A 20,200-nucleotide genomic window follows, 5' to 3' on the forward strand; every position below is an offset into this window, starting at 1 on the left:
AGCCTCAGTACAGGGGAACCATTGCCGGAGTTCAACGTCACAGGTGAATCGAGAACGGCGACGAGGCCGAGCGACGCCCGGCGTCCAGCCGGGCTTCGAGGACGTACACGCCCGGCCGTCCGGTGATCGCGGCGGTCCAGCCCGTCGACCCGCCGGGCTCGAGCTCCTCGAAGGTCCACCGGCAGGTCCCCGTGGGCAGGGCCAGCTCGACCTCCCCCTGAGCGACCGTGCGGCCGAAGTTCGTGACGCGGACAACCAGCTCGCCGGCAGAACCGCAGGCGTGGATCGACGCCAGTACCGTGCCGACCGGCGCGACGAGCACCCGCCGTACGCCGGCCGGAAGGGTCAGCGGGACGACGAGGCCGGCCGGCACCTGGAACGGACCGATGGTCCGGCCGAGGTGATGGATGGGCAGGGACTGGTTCGCCAGTTCGATCTCGCCGGTCGCCTCGCCGAAGACGCGGACTGCGACGTCCGCGGAGCGGCGGGCGACGAGGTGGGCCGTCGTACCGGCCGGCGTGAGGTCCCAGACGCCGTCCGCGTTGGCGGTGACCGTGTCCGGCGGGACGATCCGCAGCTTGCCCTCCAGCGAGACCCGGACCACGGCGCGCTCGGTGGACTCGGGCAGGCGGACGAGGAGGTCGTCGCCGTCGTGCCGCCAGGTCAGCGCCTTGCCGGTACCGTCCTCGACCACGTGCCGCGGGGTGGTCGCCAGGCCCGGCAGCCGGACCTCGTGGTTGGGGGGACGGCGGGTGATCCGGAGCAGCAGGAGCTCGCCGTTCCGCAGGATCGCCTCGCCCCACGGCTGCGGCCCGAACTCGCCGGGGATGCCCTGAATCAGTGCCAACGCCGCCGCCTCCTCCGATCTACGTTCCGCAATCGGGTCTGCCGGTGTCAACGCGATTTCCACGCCTCGGCCCGCCGTGGCCGGATCGCGTCACCCGGCGTCTGGGATGATCGGAGGCATGTTCCAGAATCAGCAGATCCCCTCGGTCGTGGTGGCCGAACTCGACGACACCTTGCTGGCGGAGGCGTTCGTGCTCGACGTACGCGAGCCCGACGAGTGGGACCGCGGGCACATCGAGGGCGCCGTGCACATTCCGCTCGGCGACCTGCAGCAGCGGGTCGGCGAGGTGCCGGCGGACCAGAAGGTGCTCTGCGTCTGCGCGGTCGGCGGACGGTCCGGGATGGCCACCCAGTTCCTGAACTCGATCGGCCGCGAGGCGATCAACCTGGACGGCGGCATGCACGCGTGGCAGGTGTCGGGGCGGCCGGTCAGCACCAACTGATCCGATCAGTACAGGAGAAAACCTTCCGGTCAGGCGCTGGAGACGTTACTTTGTCACCGGTCGGTTGACCGGCGTACACCTGTGCCTCATGTGGCGGTAGAGCGCACCGCGTCGGATGGCCGCGTCCGTCCACGTTGGGGAGGCTCCCGTGTCGCTCTTCCGTCCCTTGACCACAGCCATCGGCGTGGGTGGCCTGCTGGCCGGTGTCGTCGTCAGCCCGGCCCACGCGCAGACCGCGGACGGGCCGATCCCGGACGCCGGGATCGCCGGTGACGGCGTACTGACGACGCGCGAGGACAGCCCGGTCGCGCCCGGCGTGAACTACACGTCGTTCGAGCGTCTGGACCCCAAGGGCTGGCAGCGCGGCGACATCCTGACCACCGACCTGGACAAGCACGGCGTGACGGTCGACTACGTCAACACCGGCAAGGTCTCCGGCGGTACGCCGCTCAGCCAGCAGTTGGCGAGCCGAGGTGCGATCGCCGGCGTCAACGGCGACTTCTTCGACATCAACGACACGACCGCACCGCTCGGTGTCGGCGTACAGCGCGACGGCCGGCTGATCAACGCGCCGGCGGCCGGCCACAACGACACCGCGGTGATCGGCAAGGACGGCCTTGGCCAGATCGCGCAACTCTTCCTGCAGGGCAGTGCGACCGACGACGACGCGACCAAGCTCGAGCTGACCAACCTGAACTCGCCGGCCGTCAACTCCGGCGGCATCGGCCTCTACACGCCGGAGTGGGGTGACGCGGCCCGGACCCGGACCGTCGACGGCCTGCCGACCGTGCGCGAGGTGATCCTTCGCGACGGGGTGGTCGTCTCTTCTGCCGCCACTCCGGGCACCACCCCGCTGGCCGCGAACGAGCAGGCGCTGATCGGCCGGGAGGCGGGCGCCGACGCCCTCACCGCCTTCGAGGTCGGCGACAAGGTCGACGTCGAGTACGGCCTGCGCCCGGACGCGGCGAACGTCGCGGTCGGCATCAGCGGCAACTACCAGTTGGCCAAGGACGGCGTGGTCCCCGCTGACGTACCGGACGCCGACCTCGCACCGCGCACCGCGGTCGGTTTCGACCAGGACGGCAGCAGGATGTTCCTGCTCACCGTCGATGGCCGGGCGACCGGCTCCCGCGGCCTGTCGCTCAAGGAGATGGGCGAGCTGATGATCGGCCTCGGTGCCGACGATGCGCTCAACCTGGACGGCGGCGGCTCGTCCACGATGCTGGCCCGCTCGCCCGGGGAGGCCGGCCCGCACGTGGTGAACGACCCGTCCGACGGCGGCGAGCGCCTGATCCCGAACGGCCTCGGACTCCTTCCGGTGAAGGGCTCCGGCCGGCTGAAGGGTTACCAGGTCGAGGCTCTGGGTACGGCGGCCGACGGCCCGGACGCCGATGTGTCACGCAGCGCCCGCGTCCTCACCGGCCTCAGCCGCGTTCTCAGCGCCATCGGCCACGACGAGACCTACGCTCCCGCGACAGGTACGCCGTCCTGGTTCGCCGGAAGCAATGTCCGGGTCGACCAGCAGGGTGTGGTGACGGGACGGCGTGCCGGCGATGTGGTGGTCACGGCGGCCCGCGGTTCGGCGAACGGGAGGTTCCCCATGACGGTCCTCGGTACGCCGACCCGCCTGGCACCGTCGACGCGGCAGGTGTCGCTGGCGGACTCGGCCGCCAAGGGGTTCTTCGAGGTCGACGGGTACGACGCCGACGGGTTCTCCACCTGGATCGAACCGCGGGACGTCGAGCTGACCTACGATCCGGCCGTCGTCAAGGTGGTTGCCAAGGGCAATGGGTTCGAGGTCAACGTGCTCAGCGACGAGGCCGTCTCGACGGTGGTCACGGCCAAGGTCGGTGACCTGACCACGCAGCTCAGCGTCACCGCCGGTCTGAGCAGCACGGTCGTGGACGAGGTCGACGACCTGACCAAGTGGGCCGCGAACGCCGTACCGGTCGGTGCGGCGACGGCATCGGCGTCCGCCGCCGAAGGGCATGACGGCGGCCAGGCGATCGCGCTCGACTACTCGCTGACCGGCAGTACGGCGACGCGAGCGGCGTACCTCTCGCAGACGCCGCAGCAGACGCTGCCCGGTCAGCCGCAGAAGCTCGGCGCCTGGGTCTACGGCGACGGCAAGGGCGCGTGGCTGCGGGCGAACGCGTACGACGCCGCCGGTGGCACCGCGCAGACGCTGAACCTGGCGGCCACCGTGGACTGGACCGGCTGGAAGTACGTCGAGGCGGACATCCCGCCCGGTCTGGCCATGCCGCTGCGGTTCTGGCGGATCTACGTAGTGGAGACCGTGCCGACCCGGCAGTACTCCGGCCGGATCATCGTCGACGACCTGACCGTGCGCAGTGCTCCCCCGGTGACCGTCGCGCCGCCGGCGAAGGTGATCGACCCGATGGTCGTCACGGACGGCACCGTGACCGGCGGCGATCGCTGGCGCTTCGCGGTGATGTCGGACGCGCAGTTCACCTCCGACGACCCGAACTCCGACTACGTCAAGCAGGCCCGGCGGACGATCCGCGAGGCACTCGCGCAGCACCCGGACTTCCTGGTGATCAACGGTGACTTCGTCGACCGGGCCTTCCCGAACGACATCGCACTGGCCAAGCAGATCATCGACGAAGAGGTGGCCGGCAAGGTGCCGGTCCACTACGTGCCCGGCAACCACGAGAGCTACGGACCGGGTGACCTGTCCGAGTGGACCAAGGTGTTCGGGTCGCCGACCAGCACCTTCGACCACAAGGGCACGCGGTTCGTCCTGCGTGACTCCTCGCTCGGTTCGCTGCGGGCCGGTGGGTTCGATCAGATCCGCGACCTGCGCGCACAGCTGGACGACGCGGCCCGGAACAAGTCGATCCGGAACGTCGTGGTGATGGCGCACCACCCGATCGACGACCCGTCGCCGACGGCCAACTCGCAGCTCGGCGACCGCAAGGAAGCCGCGATGCTGGTGAAGTGGCTGGCCGACTTCCGCGCGCAGACCGGCAAGGGAGCGGCGTACATGGCGGCGCATGCCGGGACGTTCGCCGCCACCCGGACGGACGGCGTACTGCTGCCGCTGACCGGCAACTCGGGCAAGAGCCCGGCCGCGGCACCGGACGCGGGTGGGTTCACCGGCTGGGCGCTGGTCGGGATCGACCCGAAGGCCGCGGCTGCGCCGGCCGGCGAGCGGAAGTGGTCGGCGCCGGAGCGGTCCTGGTTCCAGGTCGAGCTGCGGCCGCACGTGGACTCGCTCGAGCTCACTGCGCCTGCGACGCTGCACCGAGGTGAGACGAATACGGCGGCCGCGACGGTGGTCCAGGACGAGCGCCGGGTGCCGGTCGCGTTCCCAGTGTCGTCCGACTGGTTCGGCTCGGCGCTCCTCCACATCGGTCCGGGCGATACCGCACCGTTCTGGGCCGTCGCGTCGTACGACCCCGCCACCGGCAAGGTGACCGGCATCCGCCCAGGCACGGTCCAGCTGGGCGTCACCGTCAACGGCGTCTCCAAGAGCACCACGATCGAGGTCACTTGGTAGCGTTCCGGCGTGACTGACTTGCGGGTGCCCGGGAAACTGCAGGCTGGAGACCGGGTGGCCGTGGTGGCGCCGTCCGGTCGGGTGCAGGCGGATCGGCTCGAGGTGGGTACGGCGTACCTGAAGGCCTGGGGGCTCGAGGTCGAGGTGATGCCGTCGGTGCTGGCCGGGCATGAGCGGCTGACCTACCTGGCCGCCGACGACAAGGCGCGGGCCGAGGACCTGCGGACGGCCTGGCTGGACTCAGGCTTCGCCGCGGTCTTCTGCGCCCGCGGCGGGTACGGCGTCCAGCGGATGCTCGAGTACGTCGACTTCGACGAACTGGTGGCCGTGCCGAAATGGTTCATCGGATTCAGTGACATCACCGCGCTGCACGAACCGCTGAACGCCCGCGGCCTGGTCACCATCCACGGACCGATGGCCGCCGCTGTCGAGCAGTTGGGCGCTGCGGACGGCCGGGAGCGGCTGCGCGAGCTGCTGTTCGAGCCCGAGAAGGTGACCGACCTCCTCGCGCCCGCAGGCGCGAGGACTGTAGTCGGCGGCGTCGCCGAAGGACCGCTGCGCGGTGGCAACCTCGCGATGCTCGCGGCAAGCATCGGTACGCCGACCTACGCACCACCGACCGGGATCGTGGTGCTCGAGGACGTGAGCGAGGACGCCTACCGGGTGGACCGGTTGCTGACGCAACTGCTCCGCTCTGGCTGGTTCGCGGGCGTCACCGGGGTGGTGATCGGCGACTTCAGCGGAGCGGACGACGCGGACCTGGTGAATGCGGTGATGCGCGATCGGCTTGAGCCGCTCGGTCTGCCGATGGTCGAGGGCGCCGCGATCGGGCATGAGGACCTGAACCTCGCCGTACCCCTCGGACTGCCGGCGCGACTGGACGCTACGGCCGGGACACTCGCGCCGCTGTTCAGCTGACCAGATGCCGGCGTAGGAACGCCAACGCCTCCGGGTACGCGTCGAGCTTGTTCTTCAGCTTCGCCAGGCCGTGGCCCTCGTCGTCGTACACCAGGACTTGGCAGGGCACGCCGCGCCTCGTCAGCGCATCGCCGACCTGCTCGGTCTCCGACAGCGGTACCCGCGGGTCGTTGGCGCCGTGGATGACGAACAGCGGCGCACGGATGTCGTCGACCCGGTTCAACGGGCTGGCGGACTCCAGGAACTCCCGGTCGGTGGCGAGGTACCCGTACTCGCGCTCGCGCATCGCGCGGCGGTAGTCCGAGGTGTTCTCCAGGAACGTGACCAGCGAGGCGATCCCGACGATGTCCACACCGGCGGCCCACAGCTCCGGCTGGAACGCGAGCCCGGCCAGCACCATGTAGCCGCCGTACGAACCACCCCACAGCGCTGCCCGCTTCGGGTCGGCGCCGATCGTCGGCAGCCACGCGTGGATCGCGGCCAGGTCCTTCACCGAGTCCGGCCGCAGCTCCCGGTCGTCCAGCGAGTACCACCGCTTCCCGTATCCCGCCGATCCGCGCACGTTCGGTACGACGACCGTGTGGCCATCGGCGGCGAGGGCGGAGACGACCGGAACCCAGTTGCGCATCGCCGCGCCCTCCGGGCCGCCGTGCACGTGGACGATGGTGGTCCCCAGGTCAGGGCCGGTCGGCCGGAACACGAACACCGGCACCTGCTCACCGTCGAACGACGGAACCAGCAGGCTCTCCGGGTGCGTGAGCTGCGCCGGCGGCTCCGGCATCTCCGGCGGCCGCACCTCCAGCAGCTCCCCGGAGGCCGGGACGTAGCGGAACACGGTCGGCGGGCAGACCGGCGAGCTGTACGTGATCGCCGCGAACGAGCCGTCCGGCGACCAGTGCGGATCAGGCGTCAGCATCAGCAGCCCGGCGCAACCGCCGGCGGGCAGACCGACTGGAGCGACCTCGGAGCCGTCGTCGAGCCGATGCAGGGCCAGCGCCACCTCACCGTCGTGCAGCACGCCGACCAGCAGGTCCTCGCCATTGGGAGAGGCCCAGCCGGCCAGATCGCGGGAGTCGTCCACGAGTACGTCGTTCCACGCCCGGTCGCCGAGGTCGTACCGCCGTACGGCCATCCGGTCCCGGTCAGCGTTCGTCGACACCAGGAACCCGGTCGAGTCCGGCAGCCAGGACACCGCCGCCTGGTCGTTGTGTGCGTCGTACGGCGTGAGCTCGGAGACGGACCGGGTCCCGGAGTCGACCAGGAGGAGCTGGATGGAGTTCGCCGGGGCGCTGGCCAGGGACAGCACCACCCACTTGTCGTCCGGGGACGGGGTCACGCCCATCACCCAGCCGCCGCCGTCGTACAGGGCCGTGTCCCTGCCGCTGCCCAGGTCGCGGGCGACCAGGTCGAAGTCCGTGCCGTTGCGCCGGTTCGTGGTGAACAGGACGCGGCCGGGCTTGGCGTCGACCAGGTGGTGGACGTACTCCGGGTCGTGGACGAGCGGGGTCAAGGTGGGGAGACCGGGCTCGTCGAGGTCGAGCAGTGAGAGCTGACCGAGCTCACTGCCACCGTCGTCGTGCTCGACGACGACCTGACTGCTCTCCGGGACGAACCGTGCGCCGCGGACGGTGTCGTCCAGCGCGGTCAACGCCCGCCAGGTCCCGTCCGGTGCCACGTGGTGCACCTGCCGGGTGCCGCTGCCGTCGTACAGGACGAGCAGTGCGCCCTCGTCGTTCACGTCGAGAGCGGTCGTGGACGGAAGTGAGAACAGCGTTGTCAGCACAGGTTCATCCTCACACGCGACAGGTCCGGGGGCAGGCCCGACGGCCTGCCCCCGAGCCTGGCCTCAGCGATCGCCGTGCCAGGAGTGCCAGAGCGCCGCATAGGGGCCCTGGGCATCGACCAGCTCGTCGTGACCGCCGAGCTCGACGATCTTGCCGTCCTCGACGACGGCGATCACGTCCGCGTCGTGCGCGGTGTGCAGCCGGTGCGCGATCGCCACCACGGTCCGGCCCTCCAGTACGCCGGCCAGCGACCGCTCCAGGTGCCTCGCGGCCCGCGGGTCCATCAACGAGGTCGCCTCGTCCAGGACGAGCGTGTGTGGGTCGGCCAGCACCAGCCGGGCCAGTGCGACCTGCTGCGCCTGCGCCGGCGTCAGCGAGATCCCACCGGAACCCACCTCGGTGTCCAGTCCGTTGTCGAACCCGGCGACCCAGCCGTCGGCGTCGACGGAGCGCAGCGCCGCCCAGAGGTCGGCGTCGGACGCCTCCGGCCGAGCCAGCCGCAGGTTGTCCCGGACGCTGCCCACGAACACGTGGTGCTCCTGGTTGACCAGTGCCACATGGCTCCGGACCTGCTCGGCAGACATCTTGTCGAGAGCGGCACCACCCAAGGTGATGTCACCGAGCCGCGGCGAGTAGATGCCGGCCAGCAACCGGCCCAGGGTCGACTTCCCCGCACCGGAAGGCCCGACGAGCGCGACCCGGGCACCTGGCTCGACCGTCAGCGTCACGCCGTGCAGGACGTCGCGGCCCTCCAGATAACCGAACCGCACCTCGTCGGCGAGCACCCGCCGGCCCTCGGGCTCGGCCTGCTCGTCGGTCGCGGCCGCCTCGATCTCACGGACCCCGACCAGCCGGGCCACCGACACCTGCGCCACCTGGAGCTCGTCGTACCAGCGGATCATCATGTTGACCGGCTCGACCAGCATCTGGATGTACAGCGCACCCGTGGTGAGGGCGCCGACGGTGAGCCAGCCCTGGATGGCGAAGCCGCCACCGATCACCAGCACCGCGGCCAGCGCGACCGTGTGGGTCATGTTGATCACTGGGAACAGAATCATCCGCAGGTACAGCGTGTACCGCTCCCAGGCGACCCACTGACCGATCCGGGTGTCACCCAGGTTGATCCGGCGGTCGCCGAGCCGGTGCGACTCCACGGTCCGGCCGGCGTCGACGGTCTCGGCCAGGCCCGAGGCCACCGCGGCGTACCCAGCGGCCTCCGACCGGTACGCCGACGGCGCCCGGCGGAAGTACCAGCGGGCACCGATGATCAGGATCGGCATCGCGATCACCACGGCGACGGCCAGCGGCGGCGCGGTGATGATCAGCGCGCCGATCAGCAGCCCCGCCCAGATCACCGCGATGGTCAGCTGCGGTACGGCGTCCCGCATCGCGTGCGAGAGCCGGTCGATGTCCGTGGTGATCCGGGACAGCAGGTCACCGGTCCCGGCCCGCTCCAGGACACCCGGCGGCAGTCCGACCGCGCGGACCAGGAAGTCCTCGCGCAGGTCGGCGAGCATCTCCTCGCCGAGCACCGCTCCACGCAACCGGGTCAGCCGGACGAACACTGTCTGCACCAGCAGCGCGCAGACGAAGCCGACGACGACGTACGGCAGGTCGACGTCGGTCTTGCCCTGCGACAGCTTCTCCACCACGTTGCCGAGCAGCCAGGGCCCGACCATCCCGCTCAGCGCCGCCACTGTGTTCACCAGCGTCAGCCAGGCGAACGCGCGGCGGTGCCGGCGGAACAGGATCTTCAGATAGGCGCGCACGGTCGCACTGCCTGCCACCGGCAGCCGCGCCGCTTCCTGCGGCGCCGCCGGGTCGTACTCGGGGCGCTTCACGCCGACTCCTCTTCGAACGTTGGCTCGTCCTCACGGGTGACCACCGCGCGGTAGCGCGGGTTGGTGTGCACCAGCTCGTGGTGCGTCCCGACCGCCTCGACGCGGCCCTCCGGTACGAACACCACGCGCTCTGCGCGGTCCAGCATCAGCGGGCTGGAGCTGAACACCACAGTGGTCCGGCCGCCCCGCAGCAGCCGCAGGCCGTCGGCGATCCGCGCCTCGGTGTGCGCGTCCACCGCACTGGTCGGCTCGTCCAGCACCAGCACCTGCGGGTCGACGTACAGCGAACGGGCCAATGCCACTCGCTGCCGCTGCCCACCGGACAGGGACCGTCCGCGCTCGGTCAGCACGGCCTGCATCGGGTCCGAGACACCAGCCGGCAGCGTCTGCCGCAGTACGTCGAGAATGTCCTCGCACTGCGCCGCGTCGAGTGCCGTCTCCGGAGAGACTTCTCCACTCGCCGGTACGTCGAACAGCTCACGCACCGTCCCGGACAGCAGCACCGGGTCCTTGTCCTGCACGAGTACGACGGTCCGCGCGGACTCCAACGGGATGTCGTCCAGCGGTACGCCGTCCAGCAGCACGGACGCCTGGTTGTCCTCGGCGCCCGGGCTGTGACCGCCCAGACGATCGGCCAGCCGGCCACCCGCGTCCGGGTCACCGCAGACGACCGCGGTGAAGCTCCCGGCCGGCACGTGCAGACCGGTGACCGGGTCCAGCAGGTCACCCTCGGGCAGCTGGGCCTCGGCGGTGCCCATGGTCTCGTCGGTTCGCTGCAGCGCCAGCACGCGCGCGGCCCGGCGGGCCGACACCTTCGAGAAGATGAAGGCACTCGCCGTCTCCTCGAACGTGTGCAGCGGCACCAGCATGAACGTGATGAACCCGTACGTCGTGACGAGCTCGCCGACCGTGATGCGGCCGGACGTCACCAGCCGGACGCCCATCCAGACGACCACCACCAGGAACAGTCCGAACAGCAGCACCTGGAGAGCCGCGATCAGCGACCACATCCGCGCACTGCGGACCGCGCTGGCGCGGTAGTCCTGCGAGGCGGCGCGGTAGCGATCCAGGAACAGCTGCTCGCCACCGATGCCACGCAGTACGCGCAGACCGGCCACGGTGTCCGCGGCCAGCTCGGTCGCGCGGCCACCCTTGGCGCGCTGCACGTCCGCACGACGCTCGGCCGGCCCCATCAGCGGGACGATCGAGAACGCCAGCACGGGTACGGCGATGGCGACGACCAGGCCGAGCTGCGGCTCGTAGAACAGCAGCCCGATGACCACGGCGAAGCACGTCAGCAGTGCGGCCGCGAACCGGCCGAGCACCTCGACGAACCAGCCGATCTTCTCGACGTCGCCGCTGCTCACCGCGACCACCTCACCGGCAGCGATCCGTCGGGTGAGCAGCGAACCCAGCTCCGCGGCCTTGCGGAACAGCAGTTGCTGCAGACGTGCCGCCGTACTGATCCAGTTGGTCACCACGGCGCGGTGGAAGAACGAGTCGGCGCCGGCCTTGGCCGCGCCGAACACGAGCAGCAGCACCCCGGCCAGGATCAGCTTGGGCCAGGACAGGTCGATCACCGCCTGGACGGCGAGACCGACGGCGACCGGAGCGGCGGCGATACCGCCGAAATAGAGCAGCCCCCAGAACACGGCGAGGGCTTGCCCGCGCAGCTGCTGGTGCTCCAGCCAGAGGATGAGTCGGAGACCGGACCGGGTGTCCGGCACACCCGGGTCGGCGAACGGAATGAGGCGCAGGGACATGACGTCTCACAAAGAGGCATAGAAGGATGGAGGGCACCTGACCAGGCGAATGGATCCAGCCTAGGCGGGGCCGCCGACAGTCCGCCAACCGTTTTCGTCCCGGCCGGTCCCGGGGGTGGCCGGGCCACGGAAATCGCGCCCGGACGGCGGTTGTACAGTCTTCAAGTAGATGGTGTCGGAGGGAGCCGGGTGGAGGAACTGACGCGGAGGCGGCGGTTGCTGATCCTCGGTATCTGCTGCTCCAGCCTCTTCATCGTCGGCCTGGACTCCACCATCGTGAACCTGGCCCTGCCGGCCATCCGGTCCGAGCTGGGCGCCTCGGTGCCCAAGCTGCAATGGACCATCGACGCGTACACACTGGTGCTGGCCAGCCTGCTGATGGTCTCCGGCTCGACCGCGGACCGGGTCGGCCGGCGACGGACGTTCCAGGCCGGGCTGGTGGTGTTCGGGCTCGGGTCGCTGCTGTGCGGAGTCGCGCCGACCATCGACCTGCTGATCGTGTTCCGGATGCTGCAGGCGATCGGTGGCTCGATGCTCAACCCGGTGGCGATGTCGATCATCACCAACACCTTCACCGACCCACGCGAGCGCGCCCAGGCGATCGGGGTCTGGGGTGGCGTGGTCGGGCTCAGCATGGCGGTCGGGCCGGTGGTCGGCGGAGCACTTGTCGACGCGGCCGGCTGGCGGCTGATCTTCTGGATCAACGTGCCGGTGGCGCTGGCCGCCGTACTGATGACGGCGCGGTTCGTGCCGGAGTCGCGGGCCGCGGTGCCGCGGCGGATGGATCCGGTCGGGCAGATCCTGGTGGTGCTGCTGCTCGGCGGCCTGACGTACGGGATCATCGAGGGCCGGTCGGCCGGGTGGACCTCGCCGCTGATCATCGGGTGCTTCGTGGTGACGGTCGCGTCCTTGGTGTCTTTGGTGCTGTACGAGCGGCGACGCGAGCAACCGTTGCTGGAGCCGCGGTTCTTCCGGAGTGCGCCGTTCTCGGGTGCGACGCTGATCGCGGTCGCGGGATTCTCGGCGCTGTCCGGATTCCTGTTCCTGAACTCGCTCTATCTGCAGTCGGTGCGTGGGTTCTCGGCGCTGCATGCCGGGTTGCTGACGCTTCCGATGGCGGCGATGACCGTGGTGTTCGCGCCACTGTCCGGGTGGCTCGTCGGACACCGCGGTCCGCGACTGCCGCTGGTCGTTGCCGGGAGCATGCTTACTGTTTCCGGGCTGGTGCTGTCGCGGTTGAGTCTGACCACGTCGACGGCGATGCTGCTGGTCGGCTATCTGATCTTCGGTCTGGGCTTCGGGATGCTGAACGCGCCGATCACCAACGCGGCTGTGTCCGGGATGCCGCGCTCCCAAGCCGGCGTCGCCGCGGCGATCGCGTCGACCAGCCGCCAGGTCGGCGCCTCCCTGGGGGTGGCGATCGCGGGGACGATTCTCACCGCCCGTCTGGTGGGCACGCTGGAGACCGGCTTCGTCGACGCGGCCAAGCTGTGCTGGTTCGTCATCGCCGGCTGCGGCGTACTCGTCCTCGTGCTCGGCCTCATCACCACCGGCGCCTGGGCCCGCCGTACCGCCGAGGCCGTCGCGGACGACCTGGTCAGGACCCGGTGATCCCTGCGCGGGTCAGTGCCTTGAGGCGGCCGCGGAGGATCTTCTGGCGGCGTTCCTCGTCCGGGAACAGGTCGACGTACGCCGTACCCTTCGCGGCCAGCAGGTCGTCGTCGAGGCGGCGGACCGTGCCGGCCGGGAAGCGGTGGGTCATCGCGGCCTGGACCGCGGAACTGTCGATGCCGGTCAGGAGTTCGGTGAGCTGTTCCTCGGTGGTGACGCCGAGCCGGGCCAGGATGCCGAGGATCCACGTGTAGTGGTTCGTCTTGGCGTGCGGCGCGTCCGGGTAGCGGCGGGTCAGGTACGTCGTCAGCGTCGCCGTGGTCAGGTCGCGCGGGGTCTTGTCCGGTTCGGCCGCCGCGAGCTCGCGGTACAGCCGGTCGATCTCCGTGAACTCGTTGTCCACCAGCTCCATCAACGCCGCCGCCAGCAGGAACCGCCGGTCGAACTCCGGCTTGCGGTCCGGCGGGATGTCCAGCTTGTACCGGATGTCGTGCTCGAACTCCGCCCACGCGTGCTGGACCGCGGTCCGGACCTGGATCTCCATCACCAGGTTCTTCAGTACGGCGTACTCCGGCAGCTCGCGGCGAGTCGCGTTCAGCCGGACCAGGTAGTGCTTGCTGGCATACCCGAACACACCCTGCGCCCGGGTGTGCGCACCCATGTCGGTGTGCTCGACGATCTCGAACTCGGCCTCGATCACCTCGCAGACCCGGTCCACCGCCTCGGCCAGGAACGTGATCACCCGAGCCGCGACCAGGTCGGTGATCTGGTTCAGCGGGTCGTCGTACTTCGGCCGGGCCGGGTCGTCCGGACGCGGTTTCGACGCCTTGTCCAGGAACGACTCCGGGTCCTTCGCCCGGGCGGTCGCGCTGAGGTAGTTGATGCCCTCCTCATCACCGATCAGCTCGTCGATGAGCGCCTCGAGCTTGCGCGCACCGCCGACGTACTGCTGATGCATCCGCTCGTACAGGGCGCCTGCCTGCCGAGCCCACTCCACCCGCCCAACCATGACAGGACGATAGTGCTCCCACAGGCCTGGTCGCCTGCAAGACTCCCCACATGCCCGACTCCACCGACTGGGCGCCGTACATCGCCCTCACGACCGGCAGTCCGCCCCGCCCACTGCAGCAGGCCGCCGTCGCCTCCTTCACCGAGCCCGGTACGGCGGTCGACCTCGGCTGCGGGGCCGGCAACGAGACCCTCGACCTCCTCGATCGCGGCTGGCAGGTCCACGCCGTCGACTCGAGCGCGGCCGCTCTCGCGGAGGTCTCACGCCGAGCCGGCAGCGGGCGGCGTCTGACGCTGGAACGCAGCGACCTGTGGGATGCGCGGCCTCCGGTCGCCGACCTTGTCCATGCGGGCTTCAGTCTGTTCTTCGCGCCGCCGGAACACTTTGCGGAGACCTGGGCGGTGGTGACGCGGTCGGTGCGGCCGGGCGGCCTGTTCGCCGGCCAGTTGCTCGGGGTGCGTGACGACTGGGCACAGCAGCCGGAGATCTCCGCTCAGGACGACGCAGAGGTCCAGGGATTGCTGGAGGGGTGGAGTGTGGAGCGCCTCGACGAGGTGGAGTACGACGGGCGGGCGATGAGCGGACCGAAGCACTGGCATCTGTACGACGTGCTGGCTAGGCGGGTCTAGGACTTTCTAGCGGAATCACTAGAAAGCTGTAGACAAGGGTCGCGACACGCTCTGGCGGTTGCTAGCGAAATCTAAGGAAAACGCTAGACGCGCTCATACAGTGAAAGCATGGATCCGATCCGGAATCCCTACGCGCCCGGCGCCGGTCAGCGGCCGCCTGAGCTGGCCGGACGCGACATCGAGGTGCGGCAGTTCGAGGTGGTACTCGAACGGGTCGCGGCAGGCAGGCCGGAGCGGAGTCTGGTGCTGAGCGGACTCCGCGGCGTCGGTAAGACCGTGTTGCTGAACACCTTGCGCAGCCAGGCGATCAAGCGCGCCTGGGGTACCGGGAAGATCGAGGCCCGGCCGGACCAGAGCATCCGGCTGCCGATCGCGCAGGCACTGCACACCGCGATGCGCGAGCTGGGCCACCGGCACCGCGACGACGAGCGGGTCGACAGCTTCAGCGCCGTACTGAAGGCGTTCGCGCTGCGCACCGCGGCGAACGATCGCAAGGGCATCCGCTGGCATCCGCCGGTCGACGTGGCCGCCGCGAAGGGCCGCGCGGATTCCGGTGACCTCGAGATGGACCTGATCGAGCTGTTCACCGACGCGGCCGACCTGGCCGGCGATCTGTCCGTCGGGGTCGGATTGTTCATCGACGAGATGCAGGACATCAGTCCCGACGACCTGTCCGCGTTGTGCGCCGCCTGCCACGAGATCTCCCAGCAGAGCGCGCCGCTGGTCGTCGTCGGCGCGGGCCTCCCGCATCTGCCCGCCGTACTGTCCGCGAGCAAGTCGTACTCCGAGCGGTTGTTCCGCTACGTCCGCGTCGACCGTCTCGCCCGCGACGCGTGCGACCGCGCGCTGATGATCCCGGCGGAGAGCGAAGGCGTCCAGTACGACGACGAGGCGCTGGACGAGCTGTACGCCCAGACCGACGGCTATCCGTACTTCGTCCAGGCCTTCGCGCACGCCACCTGGGACCACGCGCCGACCTCACCGATCACCATCAAGGACGTCGCCGTCGCGGGCCCCGAGGCCTCCGCCGAACTCACCGTCGGCTTCTTCGGCTCCCGCTACGAACGCGCCACCCCGGCCGAACGCGAGTACATGCGCGCGATGGCCGAGCTCGGCATCGGCGTCGACGACGGCTCGGTCCCTACCGCCGAGGTCGCCAGCACGCTGAACCGCAAACCGCAGTCGCTCTCCCCGGCCCGCGACGGCCTGATCAAGAAGGGCCTCGTCTTCTCCGCCGAACGCGGCACCGTCGCCTTCACCGTCCCCCACTTCGGCAAGTTCCTCCGCACTCGTACGGCCTGAGGTACGTCGCAGAGTAGTGCGAGCGATACGCTCGGTGAGTGATCCTTCGGACGTCTCCGGAGACGCTCGCGGGCGGCTATCTCGGTCATCGGGAGAGCAGCCGGGTCGAGTGGCTCCGGTTCACGAATCGCTTCGCCGCGGCGGTGTTCGTCCACCGCACAGTGGCGGCGGCCGTGCCTGAGCGCGGGGAGTTCGAGGACGAGTCGGTCCGGATCGCGGCCAGGGCGGCGATCGGAGCGGCGACCGCCGCACTCGAACGGTTCATGAACGAGACGGTCGGTGCACTGACCGGCGGGCTCGCGCAACAGGTCGAACTGTTGCTGGCCGCCACCGAATGTTCGCGCGCACAGCGCGTCGAGATCGTGGAACTGCGGGCCCGAGTCGTCTCGCGCCGTACCGCCGTCACGCACTCGACCGAGAAGCTGGATCTGTCCGCCGACGGGATCGAGCAGGCCTTGCGAGACGTCGGCGCGCTCGCGTTGATGCTCGGGGCGCTGGTCGAGCCGGACGAGCAGCAGCGGGTCACCGATCTGATGACAGGCTGGTTCGTCGACCTCTGATCGGCCACCGGGCCTTCGGTTCGTTGGTGTTGCAAGTCATGAATCTGCCCTTTCGTGGAGTGGTGCTGGCTCTGTAGGGTGAATCGTCATGACCACCCGGCGGACTGGCCAGCAGGCGGACGCGCGTGTCCGCAAGCGGGGTGGCCGTCACAGCCGGAAGAAGTCGCACAAGGTGCAGTGGTTCTCGGTGACCGCGTTGGCGGTGCTCGGGACCGTGGTCGTGATGCATCCGGACGCCGCCAGCCGGCGGAGCCTCGCGGCAGAGGTCGTCGCCGGCACCAGCACCCCCGTCGCATCGACTCCGGTGGCGACTCCCGCACCGGCACCGATCGCCACACCGACGCAGAAGTTCACCACTCCGTTGCGCCCGGCACCGAGTCTGACTCGGAAGCCGAAGAGCTCGAAGCCGAACGTCACCGTCTCCACCGGCCGGCTCGCGGTCGTGCCAGGGTTCGCCAAGGCCAGCGGCGTGAAGGACAAACTGACCTACCGGGTCGAGATCGAGCAGGGCCTGTCGCTGAACGGCGCCGCGGTCGCCGCGATCATCCACCAGACGCTCACCGATCCGCGCGGCTGGCAGGCGATCCACCCGGTCAACTTCGAGCGCACCGACAAGGTCGACGCCGACCTGCGGATCATCCTGGCCACGCCGGTCCTGACCGACAAGCTGTGCCTGCCGCTCGACACCGGCGGCGAGGTGTCCTGCCGCGTCGACGACCGAGTCGTCCTGAACGCCAAGCGGTGGGTGTACGCGGTGCCGGCGTACGGCGGGAACGTCGCCCTGTACCGGAACTACCTGGTCAACCACGAGGTCGGGCACGCACTCGGCCACGGCCACTCCACCTGCACCCAGGCGAAGACCCCCGCGCCGGTCATGATGCAGCAGACCAAAGGGCTGGGCGGCTGCCTGCCGAATGCGTGGCCCACGATCAAGGCAACCTGAGCCGTCCGTGAGAAGCTGAGTCGGAGGGGAGGGAGCAGCGATGTCGTCACAGGATTTCCCGACCTACGGCCGGGGCGATGAGCCCGAGCAGTCCGGCGAGGATCACCAGTACGCCAAACCTGCCCCGTACGGCGGCGGCACGTTCGGCTCCGGACCGCAGAGCGCCCCCGAGCAAAGCCACTACGCCCCGCCCCAGCCCTACAGCTCCCCACCAGACCAGTACGGCCCTCCGCCCGTCGGCGCTGGACCAGGTCAGTCGCAGGGGGCGCCCGATTCCGGCGGATCGCCGTACAGCCAGCCGCCGAACTACCGGCCTGGCAGTCCTTACGGCCCTCCCGCGCATCCGCAGCAGCATGAGCTGCCGACGTACGGGCGGGACCAACCCGTCGCGCCCCGCGATCCCCGCGCCGCCCGGGTCGTCCTGCTCGCCGCGATCATCGCCGGCGTCTACGGCCTGCTGGTCATCTCGATCCAGCGGGTCGCCCTCCGGGAGATCTCCCAGGCTCCTGGCTCGCCGCTCAACCACCCGCTGCGCACCGACGTGATCGACACGATCGGCCAGCTCCTGCTGCTCCTGGTCGGCGCGGTCGCGCTCTGGATGTGGGGCCGGGACGTGCTCGCCCGCCGGAGGGCCGGCCGCCAGCCGGATCCGGTCGAGCTCGGCGGGCTGCTCCTGGTCGCGGTGTCGATGATCCCGATCCTGATCTGGCTGATCATGGTCCTGTCGACCGGCCTGGGCGCGATCGACGACTCGGTGGACCGGCTGCCCACGGCGTACGGCTGGGGCGGTCTCGGCCTGCTGATCCTCGCGGCCGGCTTCGCCCTCGGCTACCGCGAACTCAAACCGGAGCTCGGCAACCCGGTCGTCCAGGCCCGCCCGGACCGGCCACCCTGGGAGTGAACGTCCCCGTCGTCCTGGTCCCGGGTCTCGGCCTCGGGCCGGCGTCGTACGACCGAACCGTCGAACACCTCACCACGCCGTACCTCCTGGTCAGCCTGCCCGGGTACGGCGAACCGGCCGGCGCCAGGGAGGATCTGCGTCCACAGGCACTCGGGACTGTGCTGGCGGACAAGATCCGCGAGCGATCGGTCCTGGTCGGCCACTCGGCCAGCTGCCAGATCGTGGTCGAGACCGCGATCGCCTTCCCCGAACTGGTGCACGCCCTGGTCCTGGTCGCACCGAGCGGGGACATCCGGACGTCGAGCTGGGTGGACCTGGCCGCTCGCTGGCTGGGTTCGGCCGTACCGGATTCGCCGCGGCTGATCAGGGTCGTCACGCCGCAGTACGCCCGTACGACGCTGTCCTCGATCGCGCGCGCCGGCGAAGCGGCCAGGCGCCACGATCTGGCCGCGGTCATCGGCAGGGTGCGGGCGCCGGTCATGATCGTGCGCGGCCGGCACGATCTGGTGTCCACGTCCGAATGGGTCGTGCGGCTGGCCGAGCTGTGCCACGGTGAGGCGCGGACGCTACCGACCGGCGCGCACATGCCGGTGGTGACCAACGGTCCGGAACTGGCCGCTCTCATCCAGCGGGCGGCCGCCGCGCCGGATCCTGTCTGACGCGTTATCGTTGACGCGGTAGCAATCCTTGCGGGAGCTCGCACCGAACGCGCGGGCTGAGAGGGCGACGAGCTGAGCACAGCCGGGTCGCCGACCGCCTGAACCTGACCGGGTAATGCCGGCGTAGGGAGCGGGTCACCATGACAAGTACTGCTGTTCGTCCTGCCGATCAGACCGAGGCGCCACTCGTCCTCACCACGGACTCTCCGCGCACGCTCGGGTTCCTGGACCAGTTCACCCTCTGGGGGAACTTCGGCATCTCGCTGTTCGGCCCGGTCACCGGTGCGCTGGTGGCGGCGTACACGGGCTCACTCGCGCAGGGCCTGCTCGCGGTCGTCGTCGGCTGCGGGATCGGCGCGCTCGTGCTCGGCGGCGCAGCCGTGTTCGGCTCGCAGACCGGCGCACCGGCGATGGCGAGTCTGCGCGGTCTGTTCGGCCGCCGCGGTTCGATCGCGCCGACCGTGCTGAACGTCGCCCAGAACGTCGGCTGGGCAACGATGGAGATCATCGTCATCGCCCAGGCCGCGGTCGCGGTCACGAGCGAGCGGTGGCGCTGGCTGTTCGTCCTGGTGGCGGGAGTGATCGCCACGGCGATGGCCGTACGGCCACTGGGCAGCGTGAAGGTGCTGCGGAAGTTCATGGTCTGGCTGGTGCTGATCGCGTCGGTCTACTTGTTCGTGCAGGTGCTCAGCAAGCCGGTGCACGATCTGCCGCAGGACAGCGTGTTCGGCTTCTGGCCGGCCGTCGACCTGGCCGCCGCCGGTGTGGTGTCGTTCGCGCCGCTGGCCGCCGACTACACGCGGCACTCGCGCACGAACAAGGCCGCCTTCGGGGGCTCCGCACTCGGCTACGGCCTGGCCGCGATCGCGTACTACGCCTTGGGTGTCTTCGCAGTCGCCACACTGCAGACCAACAGCGAAGACGTGATCACCGCGCTGGTCACACTGCCCGCCGGTGCGATCGCGTTGCTCGTGCTGCTGGTGGACGAGGTCGACGAGGCCTACGCGAACATCTACTCGACCACGATGGCCACGCACAACCTGATCGGTCACATCGACCGGCGGTGGATCTCGGTCGGCATCGGCGTGGTCGCCACGGCCATCGCACTATTGGTTGACCTAGGCAACTACACGCAGTTCCTCTACCTGATCGGTTCGGTCTTCATCCCGTTGTTCGCGGTGGCGATCGCCGACTTCTTCGTGGTCAGCAAGATGAACTGGGACGTGTCCGGTACGGCGCGCTTCCGCTGGCAGCCGGCCGTCGCCTGGCTGATCGGCTTCGTCTCGTACCAGCTGGTCAACCCCGGCACGGTGTCCGGCTGGTCGCCGTTCTGGACCGGCGTCCAGCAGCGGCTGTTCAACGACCAGCCCGTGCCCTCCTGGCTCGGGGCGACGTACACGTCGATCGTCGTCTCGATGCTGGCCGCGGTGGTGCTGGGCAGGATCGGGCGCCGGCCGCTGGACAACTGACC

At 70.0% G+C, this 20,200-nt stretch carries 16 protein-coding genes and 1 riboswitch; of the genes, 11 read left to right on the top strand and 5 right to left on the bottom strand.

Annotated elements, in window-relative coordinates; translation table 11 throughout:
* Nucleotides 1-37: 37 nt before the first annotated feature.
* On the bottom strand, nucleotides 38-847 hold the full coding sequence (locus tag ACGFH6_RS21360; RefSeq protein WP_393386325.1) for a hypothetical protein: 810 nt from the start codon (nucleotides 845-847) through the stop codon (nucleotides 38-40).
* A gap of 118 nt (nucleotides 848-965) precedes the next feature.
* On the opposite strand from ACGFH6_RS21360, the gene ACGFH6_RS21365 reads away from it, so the two are divergent.
* The 3 genes from ACGFH6_RS21365 to ACGFH6_RS21375 all read left to right on the top strand — a co-directional run bounded on the left by ACGFH6_RS21365 (nucleotide 966) and on the right by ACGFH6_RS21375 (nucleotide 5,727).
* On the top strand, nucleotides 966-1,289 hold the full coding sequence (locus ACGFH6_RS21365) for a rhodanese-like domain-containing protein (RefSeq protein ID WP_131362392.1): 324 nt from the start codon (nucleotides 966-968) through the stop codon (nucleotides 1,287-1,289).
* Nucleotides 1,290-1,437: 148 nt separating this feature from the next.
* Nucleotides 1,438-4,809 carry a phosphodiester glycosidase family protein gene (locus ACGFH6_RS21370; RefSeq protein ID WP_393386328.1) on the top strand — a complete coding sequence of 1,124 codons (3,372 nt, stop codon included), beginning with the start codon at nucleotides 1,438-1,440 and terminating at the stop codon, nucleotides 4,807-4,809.
* 9 nt (nucleotides 4,810-4,818) lie between these two features.
* Nucleotides 4,819-5,727, top strand: a complete 909-nt coding sequence (locus ACGFH6_RS21375) for an LD-carboxypeptidase (RefSeq protein WP_393386331.1) — start codon at nucleotides 4,819-4,821, stop codon at nucleotides 5,725-5,727.
* Here ACGFH6_RS21375 and ACGFH6_RS21380 read toward each other — a convergent pair.
* The 3 genes from ACGFH6_RS21380 to ACGFH6_RS21390 form a co-directional block, all read right to left on the bottom strand.
* The gene (locus ACGFH6_RS21380; RefSeq protein ID WP_393386333.1) at nucleotides 5,720-7,510 is read right to left on the bottom strand and encodes an alpha/beta fold hydrolase; all 1,791 of its coding nucleotides are present in this window, start codon (nucleotides 7,508-7,510) and stop codon (nucleotides 5,720-5,722) included. The genes ACGFH6_RS21375 and ACGFH6_RS21380 overlap by 8 nt on opposite strands.
* A gap of 63 nt (nucleotides 7,511-7,573) precedes the next feature.
* Nucleotides 7,574-9,352: an ABC transporter ATP-binding protein gene (locus ACGFH6_RS21385; protein WP_393386336.1), complete on the bottom strand. Its 1,779-nt coding sequence runs from the start codon at nucleotides 9,350-9,352 to the stop codon at nucleotides 7,574-7,576.
* Nucleotides 9,349-11,115: an ABC transporter ATP-binding protein gene (locus ACGFH6_RS21390; RefSeq protein WP_393386338.1), complete on the bottom strand. Its 1,767-nt coding sequence runs from the start codon at nucleotides 11,113-11,115 to the stop codon at nucleotides 9,349-9,351. Before ACGFH6_RS21390 ends, ACGFH6_RS21385 begins: the two co-directional genes overlap by 4 nt.
* Before the next feature lie 189 nt (nucleotides 11,116-11,304).
* Between ACGFH6_RS21390 and ACGFH6_RS21395 the strand changes: the two genes are divergently transcribed.
* Nucleotides 11,305-12,726 carry an MFS transporter gene (locus ACGFH6_RS21395; protein WP_393386340.1) on the top strand — a complete coding sequence of 474 codons (1,422 nt, stop codon included), beginning with the start codon at nucleotides 11,305-11,307 and terminating at the stop codon, nucleotides 12,724-12,726.
* On the opposite strand, the gene ACGFH6_RS21400 is transcribed toward ACGFH6_RS21395, so the two are convergent.
* Nucleotides 12,713-13,735 (bottom strand): GTP pyrophosphokinase family protein, encoded by a 1,023-nt coding sequence (locus tag ACGFH6_RS21400; RefSeq protein WP_393386342.1) that lies wholly within the window; start codon nucleotides 13,733-13,735, stop codon nucleotides 12,713-12,715. The genes ACGFH6_RS21395 and ACGFH6_RS21400 overlap by 14 nt on opposite strands.
* Before the next feature lie 50 nt (nucleotides 13,736-13,785).
* On the opposite strand from ACGFH6_RS21400, the gene ACGFH6_RS21405 reads away from it, so the two are divergent.
* From ACGFH6_RS21405 to ACGFH6_RS21435, 7 genes are all read left to right on the top strand, one after another.
* A complete protein-coding gene (locus ACGFH6_RS21405) occupies nucleotides 13,786-14,364 on the top strand; it encodes a class I SAM-dependent methyltransferase (protein WP_393386344.1) in 579 nt (192 codons plus the stop codon).
* A gap of 108 nt (nucleotides 14,365-14,472) precedes the next feature.
* On the top strand, nucleotides 14,473-15,666 hold the full coding sequence (locus tag ACGFH6_RS21410) for an ATP-binding protein (RefSeq protein ID WP_393386347.1): 1,194 nt from the start codon (nucleotides 14,473-14,475) through the stop codon (nucleotides 15,664-15,666).
* A 38-nt stretch (nucleotides 15,667-15,704) separates the two neighbouring features.
* Nucleotides 15,705-16,226 (top strand): hypothetical protein, encoded by a 522-nt coding sequence (locus ACGFH6_RS21415; RefSeq protein WP_393386350.1) that lies wholly within the window; start codon nucleotides 15,705-15,707, stop codon nucleotides 16,224-16,226.
* Between the two features lie 88 nt (nucleotides 16,227-16,314).
* The gene (locus ACGFH6_RS21420) at nucleotides 16,315-17,169 is read left to right on the top strand and encodes a DUF3152 domain-containing protein (protein ID WP_393386353.1); all 855 of its coding nucleotides are present in this window, start codon (nucleotides 16,315-16,317) and stop codon (nucleotides 17,167-17,169) included.
* A gap of 40 nt (nucleotides 17,170-17,209) precedes the next feature.
* Nucleotides 17,210-18,070 carry a hypothetical protein gene (locus tag ACGFH6_RS21425; RefSeq protein ID WP_393386355.1) on the top strand — a complete coding sequence of 287 codons (861 nt, stop codon included), beginning with the start codon at nucleotides 17,210-17,212 and terminating at the stop codon, nucleotides 18,068-18,070.
* Entirely contained in the window at nucleotides 18,067-18,729 is a 663-nt protein-coding gene (locus ACGFH6_RS21430) for an alpha/beta fold hydrolase (RefSeq protein ID WP_393386358.1), read from the top strand. Before ACGFH6_RS21425 ends, ACGFH6_RS21430 begins: the two co-directional genes overlap by 4 nt.
* 20 nt (nucleotides 18,730-18,749) lie before the next feature.
* Nucleotides 18,750-18,876: riboswitch (TPP riboswitch) on the top strand.
* Nucleotides 18,870-20,198: a purine-cytosine permease family protein gene (locus ACGFH6_RS21435; protein ID WP_393386361.1), complete on the top strand. Its 1,329-nt coding sequence runs from the start codon at nucleotides 18,870-18,872 to the stop codon at nucleotides 20,196-20,198. Its footprint overlaps the riboswitch before it by 7 nt.
* Nucleotides 20,199-20,200: the final 2 nt, after the last annotated feature.

The sequence above is a fragment of the Kribbella sp. NPDC049227 genome, from assembly GCF_043197265.1.
In the GTDB taxonomy this organism is placed as follows: Bacteria; Actinomycetota; Actinomycetes; order Propionibacteriales; family Kribbellaceae; genus Kribbella.

Bases quoted from the DNA above. Each gene is read 5' to 3' on its own strand.
- ACGFH6_RS21400 (WP_393386342.1), bottom strand. From the start codon at position 13,735: ATGGTTGGGCGGGTGGAGTGGGCTCGGCAGGCAGGCGCCCTGTACGAG.
- ACGFH6_RS21405 (WP_393386344.1), top strand. From the start codon at position 13,786: ATGCCCGACTCCACCGACTGGGCGCCGTACATCGCCCTCACGACCGGC.
- ACGFH6_RS21420 (WP_393386353.1), top strand. From the start codon at position 16,315: ATGACCACCCGGCGGACTGGCCAGCAGGCGGACGCGCGTGTCCGCAAG.
- ACGFH6_RS21410 (WP_393386347.1), top strand. From the start codon at position 14,473: ATGGATCCGATCCGGAATCCCTACGCGCCCGGCGCCGGTCAGCGGCCG.
- ACGFH6_RS21390 (WP_393386338.1), bottom strand. From the start codon at position 11,115: ATGTCCCTGCGCCTCATTCCGTTCGCCGACCCGGGTGTGCCGGACACC.
- ACGFH6_RS21425 (WP_393386355.1), top strand. From the start codon at position 17,210: ATGTCGTCACAGGATTTCCCGACCTACGGCCGGGGCGATGAGCCCGAG.
- ACGFH6_RS21365 (WP_131362392.1), top strand. From the start codon at position 966: ATGTTCCAGAATCAGCAGATCCCCTCGGTCGTGGTGGCCGAACTCGAC.
- ACGFH6_RS21435 (WP_393386361.1), top strand. From the start codon at position 18,870: ATGACAAGTACTGCTGTTCGTCCTGCCGATCAGACCGAGGCGCCACTC.